This window comes from Bradyrhizobium sp. 215_C5_N1_1 (genome assembly GCF_052075935.1).
GTDB lineage: Bacteria > Pseudomonadota > Alphaproteobacteria > Rhizobiales > Xanthobacteraceae > Bradyrhizobium > Bradyrhizobium barranii.
In genome coordinates, this window is sequence record NZ_CP197228.1 from 4,821,108 (window position 1) to 4,834,686 (window position 13,579).

Annotated in this window: 17 protein-coding genes; 8 read left to right on the forward strand and 9 right to left on the reverse strand. The window is 65.1% G+C overall.

Going from position 1 to position 13,579, the window contains the following annotated elements:
- Positions 1 to 116 precede the first annotated feature (116 nt).
- The 4 genes from AB7G19_RS23380 (at position 117) to AB7G19_RS23395 (ending at position 3,959) form a co-directional block, all read left to right on the forward strand.
- Positions 117 to 374, forward strand: coding sequence for a hypothetical protein (locus AB7G19_RS23380; protein WP_283018798.1), 258 nt, complete (start codon positions 117 to 119; stop codon positions 372 to 374).
- Positions 375 to 953: 579 nt separating this feature from the next.
- Positions 954 to 1,994, forward strand: coding sequence for a PrsW family glutamic-type intramembrane protease (locus AB7G19_RS23385; RefSeq protein ID WP_283018797.1), 1,041 nt, complete (start codon positions 954 to 956; stop codon positions 1,992 to 1,994).
- 69 nt (positions 1,995 to 2,063) lie between these two features.
- Complete coding sequence (locus AB7G19_RS23390) at positions 2,064 to 2,642, forward strand: HdeD family acid-resistance protein (protein WP_063983474.1); 579 nt, start codon at positions 2,064 to 2,066, stop codon at positions 2,640 to 2,642.
- Between the two features lie 231 nt (positions 2,643 to 2,873).
- Positions 2,874 to 3,959 carry a 3-deoxy-7-phosphoheptulonate synthase gene (locus AB7G19_RS23395; protein WP_283018796.1) on the forward strand — a complete coding sequence of 362 codons (1,086 nt, stop codon included), beginning with the start codon at positions 2,874 to 2,876 and terminating at the stop codon, positions 3,957 to 3,959.
- Between the two features lie 58 nt (positions 3,960 to 4,017).
- On the opposite strand, the gene AB7G19_RS23400 is transcribed toward AB7G19_RS23395, so the two are convergent.
- Genes AB7G19_RS23400 through epmA form a run of 3 tightly spaced genes read right to left on the reverse strand, consistent with a single transcriptional unit; the run spans position 4,018 to position 6,474 of the window.
- A complete protein-coding gene (locus tag AB7G19_RS23400) occupies positions 4,018 to 4,275 on the reverse strand; it encodes a hypothetical protein (RefSeq protein WP_085401231.1) in 258 nt (85 codons plus the stop codon).
- Between the two features lie 43 nt (positions 4,276 to 4,318).
- Positions 4,319 to 5,413 (reverse strand): lysine-2,3-aminomutase-like protein, encoded by a 1,095-nt coding sequence (locus AB7G19_RS23405; RefSeq protein WP_283018795.1) that lies wholly within the window; start codon positions 5,411 to 5,413, stop codon positions 4,319 to 4,321.
- Positions 5,410 to 6,474, reverse strand: a complete 1,065-nt coding sequence (gene epmA, locus AB7G19_RS23410; RefSeq protein WP_283018794.1) for an EF-P lysine aminoacylase EpmA — start codon at positions 6,472 to 6,474, stop codon at positions 5,410 to 5,412. The genes AB7G19_RS23405 and epmA overlap by 4 nt, the downstream gene beginning before the upstream one ends.
- 162 nt (positions 6,475 to 6,636) lie before the next feature.
- On the opposite strand from epmA, the gene efp reads away from it, so the two are divergent.
- Both efp and AB7G19_RS23420 read left to right on the forward strand, forming a co-directional pair.
- Positions 6,637 to 7,203 carry an elongation factor P gene (gene efp / locus AB7G19_RS23415; RefSeq protein WP_063983478.1) on the forward strand — a complete coding sequence of 189 codons (567 nt, stop codon included), beginning with the start codon at positions 6,637 to 6,639 and terminating at the stop codon, positions 7,201 to 7,203.
- Positions 7,204 to 7,220: 17 nt separating this feature from the next.
- A complete protein-coding gene (locus AB7G19_RS23420; protein ID WP_283018793.1) occupies positions 7,221 to 8,840 on the forward strand; it encodes a M23 family peptidase in 1,620 nt (539 codons plus the stop codon).
- Between the two features lie 31 nt (positions 8,841 to 8,871).
- Here the strand turns inward: AB7G19_RS23420 and AB7G19_RS23425 are convergent, their stop codons facing one another.
- On the reverse strand, positions 8,872 to 9,375 hold the full coding sequence (locus AB7G19_RS23425; RefSeq protein WP_208086655.1) for a cupin domain-containing protein: 504 nt from the start codon (positions 9,373 to 9,375) through the stop codon (positions 8,872 to 8,874).
- Between the two features lie 32 nt (positions 9,376 to 9,407).
- A complete protein-coding gene (locus AB7G19_RS23430) occupies positions 9,408 to 9,887 on the reverse strand; it encodes a carboxymuconolactone decarboxylase family protein (protein ID WP_283018792.1) in 480 nt (159 codons plus the stop codon).
- Between the two features lie 53 nt (positions 9,888 to 9,940).
- Between AB7G19_RS23430 and AB7G19_RS23435 the strand changes: the two genes are divergently transcribed.
- Entirely contained in the window at positions 9,941 to 10,471 is a 531-nt protein-coding gene (locus tag AB7G19_RS23435) for a MarR family winged helix-turn-helix transcriptional regulator (protein WP_441268132.1), read from the forward strand.
- Positions 10,472 to 10,477: 6 nt separating this feature from the next.
- Here the strand turns inward: AB7G19_RS23435 and AB7G19_RS23440 are convergent, their stop codons facing one another.
- From AB7G19_RS23440 to AB7G19_RS23450, 3 genes are all read right to left on the reverse strand, one after another.
- Positions 10,478 to 10,666 (reverse strand): hypothetical protein, encoded by a 189-nt coding sequence (locus tag AB7G19_RS23440; RefSeq protein WP_166096450.1) that lies wholly within the window; start codon positions 10,664 to 10,666, stop codon positions 10,478 to 10,480.
- 84 nt (positions 10,667 to 10,750) lie between these two features.
- A complete protein-coding gene (locus AB7G19_RS23445; RefSeq protein WP_063983484.1) occupies positions 10,751 to 11,002 on the reverse strand; it encodes a hypothetical protein in 252 nt (83 codons plus the stop codon).
- Between the two features lie 73 nt (positions 11,003 to 11,075).
- Positions 11,076 to 11,336, reverse strand: coding sequence for a hypothetical protein (locus tag AB7G19_RS23450; RefSeq protein ID WP_028151025.1), 261 nt, complete (start codon positions 11,334 to 11,336; stop codon positions 11,076 to 11,078).
- Between the two features lie 133 nt (positions 11,337 to 11,469).
- Between AB7G19_RS23450 and AB7G19_RS23455 the strand changes: the two genes are divergently transcribed.
- Positions 11,470 to 12,699 carry a lytic murein transglycosylase gene (locus AB7G19_RS23455; RefSeq protein ID WP_354131284.1) on the forward strand — a complete coding sequence of 410 codons (1,230 nt, stop codon included), beginning with the start codon at positions 11,470 to 11,472 and terminating at the stop codon, positions 12,697 to 12,699.
- A gap of 6 nt (positions 12,700 to 12,705) precedes the next feature.
- Here AB7G19_RS23455 and AB7G19_RS23460 read toward each other — a convergent pair whose 3' ends face one another.
- Entirely contained in the window at positions 12,706 to 13,503 is a 798-nt protein-coding gene (locus AB7G19_RS23460) for an aldolase (protein ID WP_283018789.1), read from the reverse strand.
- Between the last annotated feature and the right edge of the window lie 76 nt (positions 13,504 to 13,579).

A 13,579-nucleotide genomic window follows, 5' to 3' on the forward strand; every position in this document is an offset into this window, starting at 1 on the left:
CTCCGGCCGCCCTGCCTCCGCTCCGCTGCCCTATCGCGGCCCCATTGCGGGATCAGCTTTTGAGGGTCTGTGCCTCGTGCCGGACCTCATTTGCAGACTTGCGATCGGGGGACCGAATGGCAGTCAACAAGATTAGGATTGATAAGATCACTTGGGACAGAGTTGGCCGGGTCACCGAGCCCGGACGCTACATGTACACCTTTGGCTGGCTGACGATTACGGCTGGCGATCTCGATATCTGGAAGCAATATCCGCAAGCCGCCTTCACGCTGCTGGCGCACCACGCCGAGCCGGACGAGGCCGTCGGCGAGGAATTCCATCTCGGCGCCTTCGACATCGCGCCGGACGCGCCGCCGCCGTTCACCACGCATTGAAGCGCGGGAAGCGCCGGCCCAAACCGCCTTGCGGGCTGCGCGCGGCGCAGGCGACTGCGGGAACGCATGGCATGCACGTTGCTTAATCAACGTCATGATGCACATCCCTGCCGTCGACCAGGCCCTCCTGCTGCTGCTCATCGTCTTCTGCCTTGGCACGTGCCTCGTACGCGCCTTCTGGGAGCTGGAGCAGCTGCGGGCACGCCGGGTCGCTGCGCCGCCACGTGGGCGCACAACGAAGCGTGACTAGGCCGGTTAGCCCGGCCGCGCGTTGTCCAGGCGGAAGCCCCGCCGCCTCTGGACTCGCCGCTCAGTCACGTGCATCGTGAATCGAAGAAACCTGCGCAGTGCCTTGATCTGACTTGCCAATCGCGATCCGGTGGCGGGCGCGGGCCGCTCCCATCGATGACGAACTGGTTCTGTCATGCGCTTGATTGCGCTCGCAATCTACACGTTCGGTGCCGATCCCGATGAACGCCGGCTGTCGCGCCTGTTAAGTGACGCGACAGCAAATGCATGACACATGGTCGCATCGGTAGACGTAGATAAGCAAATCAAGGGAACCTATTTTCGGCGCCGATGTACCTGATTGAAGCTTTGCCCACCGTCATCGGAACTGCCGCCATCGCCCCGGCGCTGCTGATGCTGTGGCTCGTCATTGCCGCCGAGGAGCGCCCGGGACCGCCGGCCCAGGTCTGGACCGCCTTCCTGCTCGGCGCGGCCAGCATTTCGCTGCTGGGCGTTGCCCGCGCGCCCTTCGCCAAGATGGTTGCAGCCCCCGACAACCCCTGGGCGGCGCTCGCCATGCATTCGGTCTTCGGGGTCGCGCTGCCCGAGGAAGCGGTCAAGGTGATCGCCATCGTGCTGGTCTCCTCGACCAAGCGGCGGACCTTCGCCAATCCGATGGATACCGTGGTCTATGGCGCCGCCGTCGGCCTCGGCTTCGCCGCCTACGAGAACCTCGCCTACCTCGTCCAGCACGCCGAGATGTGGCGCTCGCTGGCCGCCCTGCGCAGCGTGCTGACCGTACCGTTCCACGGCGCGCTCGGCATCATCGCCGGCGCCTACCTGACGATCGCGCGCGCCGGCACGGCGCTGGGTGCCAACCGCCACCATCGCGACTGGGCCCGCCTGTCCAGCCGCCTGCTGATCTTCGCAGGCCCGGTCGCGCTGCATTCGGCCTTCGACTTCCCGCTGCTGACCTTGCAGCGGATGCCCGATCTCGATCCGACGCTGCGGATGTGGCTGGGCGGAGCGAGCCTGCTGATCGGCTTCAGCTCGATCGCCTTCGCCATCCGCCTGGTGCGGCGGGTCGCGCGCCATCACGCGCCGCGGACCGATATCGCGCGGGAGCGGCTCAGCCAGCTGCGCCGGATGTGGGCGCTGCTGCTCGCCGGCGGCGGCGTCGGCTTCCTCGGCCTCGCCTTCGTGCTGACCTCGATCCATCACTGGCTGATCAACCCCGAGCGCAATCTGACATTGGCCCTGATCCCGATCGGCTTCGTCTCGATCCTGCTCGGCCTCGCGCTCCTGATTGTCACGATCGCGATCTACATTCTCGGCCGCAACCGCGTTCGCACCAGCGGCGAAGGTTTTTCGTCAGCGCACGGCGGCGGTTGAGCCACGGGATGGCAAGCGCGGTGTGTGCATACTAGATTGAGCAGACATCTTTCGATCTGGAGCCTGCCGATGACATCGCCTGAGGATTTTTCCCGGCTGCAATCCGCCATGAGCGAAACGGTCAAGGCGCATTGGAAGGCCTTCCTGTTCGAAGGCATCCTGCTTGCCGTTCTCGGCGTCGCCGCGCTGATCCTGCCGCCGCTCGCAAGCCTTGCGATCACGATCTTTCTCGGCTGGATGTTCCTGATCAGCGGCATTGGCGGGCTGATCGTGACCTATTGGGCGCGCAGCTCGCCGGGATTCTGGTGGTCGCTGATCTCGGCCGCGCTAGCCGTGCTCGCCGGCATGCTCCTGCTGGCCCGGCCGATGCAGGCCGTGCTGACGCTGACCATCGTGCTCGGCGCCTACTTCCTCGCCGAGGGCGTCGCCACCATCATGTATGCGCTGGAGCACCGCCGCGAGCTGAGCAGCCGCTGGTCCTGGCTCTTGATCTCGGGCCTCGTCGACATCGCGATCGCGTTCATGGTGATCACGGGGCTGCCGAGCTCGGCGGAATGGGCGATCGGCATCCTCGTCGGTATCAATTTGCTGTTCGGCGGCGCCACCCTGATCGGAATGGCGCTGGCAGCACGCAAGAGCAACAGTTGAGGCGCCTCGTGGCCCCTCGCGCCGATTGGGGGGTGACAACCCGCCAATCGCGCGCTATATGAGCGGCCATGATCACCCTCGTCACCAGCTATTTTTGGTACTTTAGCTACGACAGCTCGCTGGCGGCAGGAGGATCGCGCTCAATCTGAATATTGAAGCAAACGTCCGAACAAGCCGCCAGACCTGGCGGCTTTTTTATTGCCGGCAGGTTCAAACAAACAGGAGCCCGCCGTGCTGAGCACGACCGACGATCTTCGTATCCGCGAACTGAAAGAGCTGAGCACACCGGAAGAGGTGATGCGGGAAGTCCCGCGCACGCTCACCGCAACGCGTGTGGTGATGGCGGCGCGCAACGCCATCCATGCCATCCTCAACGGCCAGGACGACCGCCTGCTCGTCGTGGTCGGCCCCTGTTCGGTGCACGATCCCAAGGCCGCGCTCGAATATGCCGAGCGTCTCGCGAGCCTGCGCGAAGACCTTGCCGACCAGCTCGAGATCGTGATGCGGGTCTATTTCGAGAAGCCGCGCACCACCGTCGGCTGGAAGGGCCTGATCAACGATCCTGACCTGGACGGCAGCTTCGACATCAACAAGGGCCTGCGGCTGGCGCGCAACGTGCTGTCCGCGGTAAACAATCTCGGCCTGCCCGCCGGCGCAGAATTTCTGGACATGACGACGCCGCAATACATTGCGGACCTCGTGTCCTGGGCCGCGATCGGCGCGCGCACGACCGAGAGCCAGATCCATCGCGAGCTGGCCTCGGGGCTGTCCTGCCCGGTCGGGTTCAAGAACGGCACCGACGGCAATGTGCGCATCGCGGCGGACGCGGTGAAGTCGGCCTCACATCCGCATCATTTCATGGCGGTGACCAAGCTCGGCCGTTCGGCGATCGCTTCGACCGCGGGCAACGAGGATTGCCACATCATCCTGCGCGGCGGCAGCCAGCCGAACTACGATGCGGCAAGCGTCGCGGCGGCCTGCGACGATCTGGCCAAATCCGGCGTCGCGCCGCTGGTGATGGTGGATGCGAGCCACGCCAATTCGAGCAAGAAGCCGGAAAACCAGCCGCTGGTCATGGCCGACATCGCCGGCCAGATCTCGGGTGGCGAGAACCGTATCATGGGCGTGATGATCGAGAGCAATCTCGTCGCCGGCCGCCAGGACGTGGTGCCGGGCAAGCCGCTGACCTACGGCCAGAGCATCACGGACGGATGCATCGACTGGGCGACCACGGCAACCGCGCTCGAGCAACTCGCTGACGCGGTCGAGATCCGGCGCAACACGAAGCGCGCGGGACTGCACGAACGCTCGGCGTAAGGCCAAAGCCAACGCGGGCGGGGCGAGCTGTCGCGCCCTGCCCGCCGCTAGCCACAAGCTAACAGCCGCGGCAGATGCTCTTGATCTTCTTGTCGAGCGCCGCGTCTTCCTTGTTCACGGGATTATTCGGATCGCTCAGATTCTTCTCGTTCGGCACATCGCCGGCGCGCGGCTGGCGATGACCGATGGGTGCCTGCGGCACTGATCCCGACGTGGCGCCGCCGGATGTCGACCCCTTCGAGCCGCTGGGCTGTGCAACCGCCGCGCCGCCAAGCAAGACCACGAGCGACGCTGCCACCACCATGATCTTCTTCATATCCGTTCCTCCATTCTCAAACCCACGTTCTCTGCATCGCCGCTCACGTCTCGGGCGGATACAGATGAACGTCGCCGCAATAATCCACGATACGATAGCTCGTTTCCGTCTCCGCTTCACGCGCGTCGGCTGCGGTATTTTGCACCGCCAACACATAATTCGGCCCCACCGGCGATTTGCCGGCGCCGCCGGGAATGTCGATGACATAATCGGGCTGACACAGTCCTGACACCCGTCCGCGCAACTGCCGCATCAAATCCTGCCCCTGGGCCAGCGTCGTTCGCAAATGCACGGTGCCCGGCGCGAGATCACCGTGATGCAGATAATAGGGCTTGATCCGGCATTCGACGAAAGCTCGCATCAAATCCGACAAAGCGGCAATGCTGTCGTTGACGCCGCGCAAAAGCACGGACTGACTCACCATGGGAATTCCGGCATCGGCAAGCCGTGCGCAGGCCGCGCGCGCAGGCCCCGTCAACTCGCGCGCATGGTTGGCATGCACCGCCACCCAGGTGGTCGCACCCTCGACCTTCAACGCAGCCACCATCTCCTCGCTGATCCGCGCGGGATCGGCCACCGGCACGCGGGTGTGAAGGCGGATGATCTTGACGTGATCGATTCCCGCGAGATCGGCCATGATCTCGCTCATCCGGCGCGGCGACAGCATCAAGGGATCGCCGCCGGTCAGGATCACTTCCCAGATCTCGCTGTGCGAACGGATGTAGTCGATCGCCGCGCGATAGGCGCCGTCCGAGAGCGCGTTCTCCTTGCCGGGCCCGACCATTTCGCGGCGGAAGCAGAAGCGGCAATAGACCGCGCAGACGTGGACGAGCTTGAACAGCACGCGGTCGGGATAGCGATGCACAATGCCCTGCACCGGCGAGTGCGGATGATCGCCGATCGGATCGGCGCTCTCGCCTGGCTGCATCTCCAGTTCCGCGACGGTCGGAACGAATTGCCGCGCGATCGGATCGTCGGGATCGGACGTGTCGATCAGCTCGGCCAGCGCCGGCGTGATCGCCACCGCATAGCGCGCGGCGACACGCTCGAGCGCGGGCAGCGCTTCGGCCGGTGCAAGCTGCGCGGCCACAAGCTCGGCCGGCTCACGCAGGGTGCGTGCAAGGTTGATCTTCGTCATGTCTCACTTAACGTTTCATTTGCAGGCGGTGTCCACACCACCTGATCGATCCGCGCTGCGCCGCTCGCCAGCATCACCAGCCGGTCGAAGCCGAGCGCGACACCGCTCGCCTCCGGCATTTGGGCGACCGCGGCCAGAAAATCCTCGTCCAGCGGATAGGCCTCGCCATAGCGGCGCTGCTTCTCCGCCATCGACTCCGTGAAGCGCTTGCGCTGTTCCTCGGCGTCGGTCAGCTCGCCAAAGCCGTTGGCGAGTTCGACGCCGCAGGCATAGACCTCGAACCGCTCGGCGACCCGCGGGTCATCGGCCTTCACGCGCGCCAGCGCCGCTTCTGGAGATGGGTATTCGAACAGAATGGTCAAACGCCCCTGCCCCAGATGCGGCTCGACATGCTCGACCAGGACCTTGCTGAAGATGTCGGACCAGGTGTCGTCCTCCGCCACGCGGACCTTGGCGCCGGCCGCCTGCGCGAGCGCGGCACGATTACCCTCGCCGCCCGAGATTGTCGACAGCAGGTCGATCCCTGCGAACCGCTCGAAGGCGCCGGCGACCGTCACCAGCTCCGGCTCCGCGAAGGGGTCGGCGGTCCGGCCGCGGAAGGAGAACGTCCCGATCCCGGTCGCCTGCGCGGCGCTGGCGATGACGACGACGGTGTCCGCCATAATGGCATCATAGGGGGCGCTGGCCCGGTACCATTCCAGCATGGTGAATTCGGGCAGATGCAGGTCGCCGCGCTCACGGTCGCGGAACACCCGTGCGAATTCGAAAATCCGCTCCTCGCCCGCCGCCAGCAGCTTCTTGCAGGCGAATTCCGGCGAGGTCCGCAAGTACCGGCTGGCACGGCTGCCATCGGGCCGCATGATCTCGGTCCGGGGGGCGTGCAGATGGGTTTCGTTGCCCGGGGAGACCTGAAGGACCGAGGTTTCGACCTCGAGGAACCCCTGCTCGGCGAAAAAGCCCCTGAGAGACCCGGTAATGGCCCCCCTGGCCTGGAGGAACGGCCGCCGGTCGAGGTGCCGCGAGGGCGACCAGAACGGCGAAATCGGCTTGTCCCCAACCATCAACCGGCCGCCCCGCAGGCCAGCAAAATGCTGGCATTCAACGACAAAATGCGTATGTTGCGGCCCGAAACGGGTGCCGCGGTCTGATTTGAGGCCCCAGGTCCCCCATCAATTTGACCACGTCCTGGCCGGAGCCGGGCCAAGCAAGCAGGAAATATAGCTTTGAGAGTCATCGCCAGTTCTATTCGCAAGGGCAACGTGATCGAGCAAGACGGCAAGCTTTATGTCGTTGTGACCGCCGAGAACATCCATCCCGGCAAGGGCACTCCGGTCAGCCAGATCGAAATGCGCCGAATCTCGGACGGGGTAAAGATCTCCGAGCGCTACAAGACCACCGACCAGGTCGAGAAGGCCACGATTGAAGAGCGCAACTTCACCTTCCTCTATGAAGATGGCGACGGCTTCCATTTCATGAACCCGGAAACCTATGACCAGGTCCAGGTGTCCAAGGACGTCATCGGCGATGCGGCCGCTTATCTCCAGGAGAGTATGACGGTCAAGCTGTCGACGCATGACGTCAACGTGGTGTCGATCGCGTTGCCGCAGCGCGTGACGCTGGAAGTGGTCGAGACCGAGCCCGTGACCAAGGGCCAGACCGCCTCCTCCTCCTACAAGCCCGCGGTGCTCTCCAACGGCCTGCGCACCACCGTGCCGCCGCACATCGCCGTCGGCACCCGTATCGTGGTGATGACCGAAGACGGCTCCTACTCCGAGCGCGCCAAGGACTAAGCGAAGAATCAGAGCAGGTGCCGCCGGGGGCCGAGGCAGTGGTTGGGAAAAGTTTCCGCTTCGTCTCGCTGTTTCTGGCGGCGCTTTCGCTTCTCACCGCCACTCCGCTCGCTGCGGACGAAATCCGCAGCCCTTCGCTCACGGCGCTTCGCGTCGATTGGCGCGCAGCGCTCGACCAGCTCCGCACCGAGGTCAACAGCCGTCCCCCGATCGCGGGCGACTTCATCTTCGCGCCCCGCCGTTCGGTGCCACGCTACGATCCGCGCGCGATGCCTGCGCTGGTGCAGCTCAACGCGGTCTCATCGCAATTCTTCACCGGAATCGCCCGCAGCTCCGTGCCCGTGCTTCTGCCGTTCGATGCTGCCGCCTATCTCGAGGCGCGCAATCGCGCGCCGGGGACACTCGCGCTCTCGCACTATCAGGCCGATTTCAATCCCGTCGACATGTTCGATGCCGGCCCCTCAGGTTATAGTGCCAGCTTCTCGCTCGAACCCGGTGCCGGCGACGGTATGCCGAGCCGCGTCTACACAAGGCCGGTCGAGGTGCAGATCACGGGCTCGGCACTCGTTTACGACGTCGCCGATCCCGCCGGCGGCAAGGGCGAGCAGGTCAAGCCGCTTGCGGCAACGTATCCGGACCTGCGCAGGTTCATCCGGGAAGGCTATGTGCGCTACGCCTTCACCCGCTTCGGCGTTGCCTATGTCGTCTCCATCCAGTGCCTGGACAGCATCGCAAAGCCGCGGAGGCTCGCCTGCAAGGAAGCCTATCCGGTTGCCGAGCGCTTCCTGAAAGGGCTCCGCGTCGCCGGCGGCCAGCGCATGCGGCCGCTGACGGACATGGCCTCCAGCATCATCGATCGTCCTTCAGCGCGGTCGCCGGATTTCACCTACCGACCGAGCGGCGACATCATCCCGAACACCGGCTATCGCAACAAGGCCGGCCATCCGGATGTGATGGCCTATGCGCAGATCCGTTTTCCGCTCGAAAAAGCGCCCGCCTTCGTGCGTTCGCAATCCTACGGCAAGCGCGACAAGAGCGACGGCCCGACGGCCTATCCCTGGCGCGACAATTTCTGCGAGTCCCGCAGTTTCGAGGTCTGGCAGTGCGGCGGCGGTTATGGCCACCAGGGCGAGGACATCCGCGCCGCCGAATGCCCACCGCCCGGCGAAGGCCACGAGCCCTGCGATCGCAAGCAGCGCGGCGTCGTCGCGGTGCGCGACGCCATCGTGATCCGCGGCGCCAAGGATCAGGCCGCGACGCTCGAGGTCAACAGCCGCACCGAGCATATTCGCTTCCGCTATATGCACATGAACCCGCAGGCGCTGACCGCCGACGGCATGCTCAACGGCCGCATCGTCACCGAAGGCGAGAAGATCGGCGTGGTCTCCAACTATCTCGACCATCCCGCCGGCACATCGATGCATTTGCATTTCGACGTGCAGGTATTTACTCGCGACGGCTGGATCTGGGTCAGTCCTTACGTCACGCTGGTCTCGGCTTATGAACGCCTGATCCACGCCCGCGGCCGCGAAGTCGGCCCCGAGATCGCCGGCACGCCGCAGCCGGTGGCGCATGCGTTGCCGGAGGACGTGATCAAGCCGGACCTGCGCGAGGGATCGAGCGGCGAGGAGAATTGAGCGGCGAGTTCGCTCATGCGGCCGCTACGGACTACTCCAACAGCGTCGTCAGTTGCGCGCCCTCGTCCGCCACGAACACCGCGATCAATTCCGCCGGCTCGGTCGTGCTGGCATTGGCCGAGACCAGATGCGTCGATCCCGGCGGCTCGAAGAAGGACTGGCCGACACCAAATGTCTCGACAGGACCGCCGCCAAGCTGGGAACGGATTTCACCCTTGGTGATGTAGGCGGTCACCGAACCCGCGTGACGATGCGGCCGCGAGAATCCGCCGGGACCGTAGAACACACGCACGATGGTGACGCGCTTGCCCGGGACGTTCGGCAACGCGTAGGAGCCGATCGGTTCGACCTTGTCGAGCGGCGAGCTCTCCGCCGCGGTCGCGCAGAGCGGCGCCAACGCGCCGGATACGGCGTCCATCGTCACCGGCAACGCCTTGCCGATCGCAAGCGCGCAGGCGAGCCCGCCGACGACGGCCAGCGCCATCGAGCGCGACGGCACCGGACGCTGCGCATGGGTCAAACTCATTGCAGTCATGATAACCTCCCCTTGTTTTATCGTTGTTGCAATCAAGATGCCGCGGCGCTCGCTGCGACCGGCCGCTTCGCCGGCGTCCAGCGATACGCGGCGCCAAAGCGGTTCCAGACGTTGATCGAGGCGACCGCCGAGGTCAGGTACATCAGCTCGGCCTCGGAGAATTCGCCGGAAGCGTCCGCATAGACCTCTTCACTGACGCCATCGGGCAGGAAGGTCAGCGCCTCCGCCCAGGCCAGCGCGGCCCGCTCGCGCGCGGAAAAGACCGGCGCCTCGCGCCAGACCGCAACCAGATTGAGCTTGTCCACGGGCACGCTGATCCGCTCCGACAACAGGACGTGGTGCTGCACGCAGAAGGCGCAGCCGTTGATCTGCGAGGCGCGCAGCTTGACCAGCTCGAGCAGCTGCTTGTCGAGGCCCGCCTTGGCCGCCACCTGACCGAGCGCCAGCACCAGCTCATACGCATCGGGCGCGATCTTCTTGAAATCCTCGTATTCGCTGCGGGCGTGTGACATTGGCGTTCACCTCGTGTATTGTAAGACTGCTTATATCTTATAAGAGCTCTTATATGACACGCAAGACCGATGCCATCACGAAATCGAAGCCTTCGCGGAAGCCCGCCTCGCCTGCCGAAATCGCTGCCGTTCGCGTGCCGGCGCCCGGCGAAGGCAAGCGCGGCGAGCAAGGTTATCTCGGCTATCTGCTGCGACAGGCCCACGCCGCGGTCCGCCTGACGATGGAACGGACGCTCGCCGACCTCGGCGTGACGTCGCCGCAATTTGCCGTGCTGACCATGCTGAACGCCTATCCGGGCCTCTCGGGCGCCGACGTCGCCCGGCTCACCTTCCTGACCCCGCAGACGGTCGGCGTGATCATTCGCAACCTCGATCGCGACGGTGCGATCGTGATGACGCCTCATCCGGTCCACGGCCGGATCCAGCAATGGACGCTGACGCAGCGGGGAACGACGCTGTTGAAGGCGTGCAGGGAGCGCGTGATCGCGTTGGAGAAGCGCCTTGCCGCAAGTCTGGACGCCAAGGCAGAGACCGCGATCCGGCGCTGGCTCGCCGGCATCGCCGCCGATTTGCAGGAGGACTAACCGGCTCTAGTCGCCGCCGCCTCCGTCACCACCGCAGCCGCCGTCGCCTCCATCGGCATCCGAGAAATCGCTGACGACGCCGTCGCCCTGGATGCCACGGCCAAAGTTCTCGGCGATGATCATCAGGATCACGACAAACAGCCCGGCGCCGAACGGCCAGGGATTGCTACGGATGATGTCGAACAGCTCCCGCATGCGCGCATTCTGGGCAGACGGAAGCAAACCGACCGTAAAGCGACAGGCTTGAAGTTGGGGATATCCGGGCAAGCGCAGGGACGCTCAGCCGCCCTTCAACGCTTTCTTAACCTCGCCGTCGGGCCAGGCATCGCCTGCCGCGCTCACGCGCACGCGGCTCTGATCGGTGGCATTCACCAGCACATGCGAACTCGTCCGATCACCGCTCGGCTCGAGACGCAAATCGGTTTCGGGCTTCCAGCTCAACGTGGTCGCGAGATCGCCGGGATAGATCCGCCATTGCGATCCGTCGTCGAGTTCGACGACATGACTTTCCGCGTGTGCCCGTATCTTCATTCCACCCCGAATTCTCGATGAGCAGATTGCGTGCAGACGGCGGGCCCCGGCGCTCGGCCGGGGCCCAGCTCCGTCAGTCGTTGTCGTGATGAATCACGGTCTTGCTGCGATTGCCGAATTCATCTTCCTTCTTGATCACCGTGGTGCGGTTGGCAGGCTCGCGCTCCCTGATGACCGTGGTGCGGTCGCGATCGCGGTCCCGCTCACGATATTCGTGGGACTGTCCGACCGTCACGCCGGCTCCGACCGGGCCGACGTGAACGCCGACTTCGTCGGCGAATGCAGGAGCGGCGATGGCCGTGACCATGGCGGCGGCAAACAGATATCTTTTCATCTTCATCCTCCAGTGTATGCGGAGGGAATGCGGGACTGCGACACTTTGTTCCGGCGGAACGCAGCGCGATGGCCTGTTCCCGGTGTTCCAGGAACCGGCCCACAGCGGCCGTGATTCCCGCTAGAATGGGTCCATGAAACAAGCTGATTCCTCGGCCAATCACAGCCGCCGCGCCCTGCTTCGATCCACGCTCGGCGCAGCCGCATTCATCACATTCCCCACGCAGCTTCTCGCCGCGCCTCCGGGCTTCGACGAATGGCGCGAGGGTTTTCGTGCACGCGCCATGGCGAAGGGCATTTCGGCTGCGACCTGGCAGCGCGCGATGGCGCGGGTCGAGCCCGACATGAGCGTGTTCAAGCAGATGCGCAACCAGCCCGAATTCCACGAGCAGGTCTGGCAATACATCAACCGCCGCGTCTCGGACTGGCGCATCATCAACGGCAAAATCGCGCTCAAGAACAACGAGGCATTGCTCGCGCGTATCGAGCGCGATTTCGGCGTCGAGCGCGGCACGCTGCTGGCGCTGTGGGGCGTGGAGTCGGCCTACGGCGATCCGCTGGTGCAGCAAAACCACATGACGCCGGTATTCCCCTCGCTCGCCGCGCTCGCCTGGAACGAGCCGCGCCGCAAGGCCTATTGGGAGACCGAGCTGATCAACGCGCTGCGCATCGTCGACAAGGGCTGGAGCACGCCGGAGCAGATGCAGGGATCCTGGGCCGGCGCGATGGGGCATTCGCAATGGATGCCGGAGGTCTGGCTCAATGTCGGCATCGACTATGACGGCGACGGCAAGGTCTCGCCGTTCGGCAAGCCCGACGACGCGCTGGGATCGACGGCAAAGTACCTGGTCAATCGCGGCAAGTGGCGCCGTGGCGAGCATTGGGGCTACGAAGTGCGCGCATCCGGCGAGGCGAGCGGCAACCGGACCTATGCGGCGTGGCAGGCGGCCGGCGTCACCCGCGCCGACGGCCAGCCGTTTCCGCAACCGAATGCATCCGCGCAGATGTGGACGCCGGTTGCGGGCGGGCCGACATTCCTGCTGGGACCGAATTTCTATTCGGTGAAGAGCTACAATCCCTCGATGAACTATGCGCTCGCAATCTGCCATCTGGGCGACCGCTGCCTCGGCGCGCCGCCCTTCATCCAGCCCTTCCCCGGCTCAGAGCGCGCGCTGACGCTCGCCGAGGTGCAGGAGATGCAGACGCGCCTGACCAAGGCCGGGTTCGACACCGGCGGCACCGACGGCCGTGTCGGCAACGACACCATGAAGGCAATCAAGGATTTTCAGCAGCGCGCGGGGATCACGCCCGCCGATGGCTATGGCGGGCTGAAGGTGCTGGCGAAGCTGCGGCAAGGGTCGTAACTTGCCTCAGTGCCGGTACTGCGGCTCTTCCGCGTCGAGCTGGCGGCGGATCGCGGCGAGATGCAATCGCGCGGATTCGGAATCGCCTTCGCGCATCTGCCTGTAGGTTTCCGCCGCGATCGCGGGATCGACCGACAGCACCTTTCGTCCCGTCGACATCGCCAGCACCTGCACCTCGGCGGCGCGCTCGAGATAGTAGAGATCGTCCCAGGCCTCCGCGATGGTCGGCGCCAGGACCATCACGCCATGATGCTTCATGAAGACGATGTCGGCATCGCCGACGGCGGATGCGATCCGCGCGCCTTCGCGGTTGTCGAGTGCGAGGCCGTTGTAAACGCGGTCCACTGCGGTGCGGCCGTAGAATTTCAGCGCGGTCTGGCCGGCCCAGATCAGGGGATCACCCTCGGTCATCGACAAAGCCGTGGCGTAGGGCATGTGGGTGTGGAAGGCGACCTTCGCGCGCGGCAGCAGCCTGTGCATCTCGGCGTGGATGTAGAACGCGGTTGCCTCGGGCGCGCCCTCGCCGTCGAGGACGTTGCCGTGGAAATCGCAGATCAGGAGCTTTGACGCCGTCAGCTCGCGGAAGGCGTAGCCATATGGATTGACCAGGAAGAGATCGTCATGGCCAGGCACCACGGCCGAGAAATGGTTGCAGATGCCCTCCTCAAAACCATTGCGCGCGGCCATGCGGAAGCAGGCCGCAAGATCCTCGCGCGCGGTGCGGATCGCGTCGGTGGCGAGATCAGGCCGGTTCGAGCGGAACGGCGCAGGTGCGGATGAGGAAGATTGAAGGCTGTGCGCCATGGCGAAGGAAACCTCTTTCGGTCGGAAGAGGCCCGCGTTGTACAGGGCCGACGCCTCTGCGTCAGCCCCTGCGGGC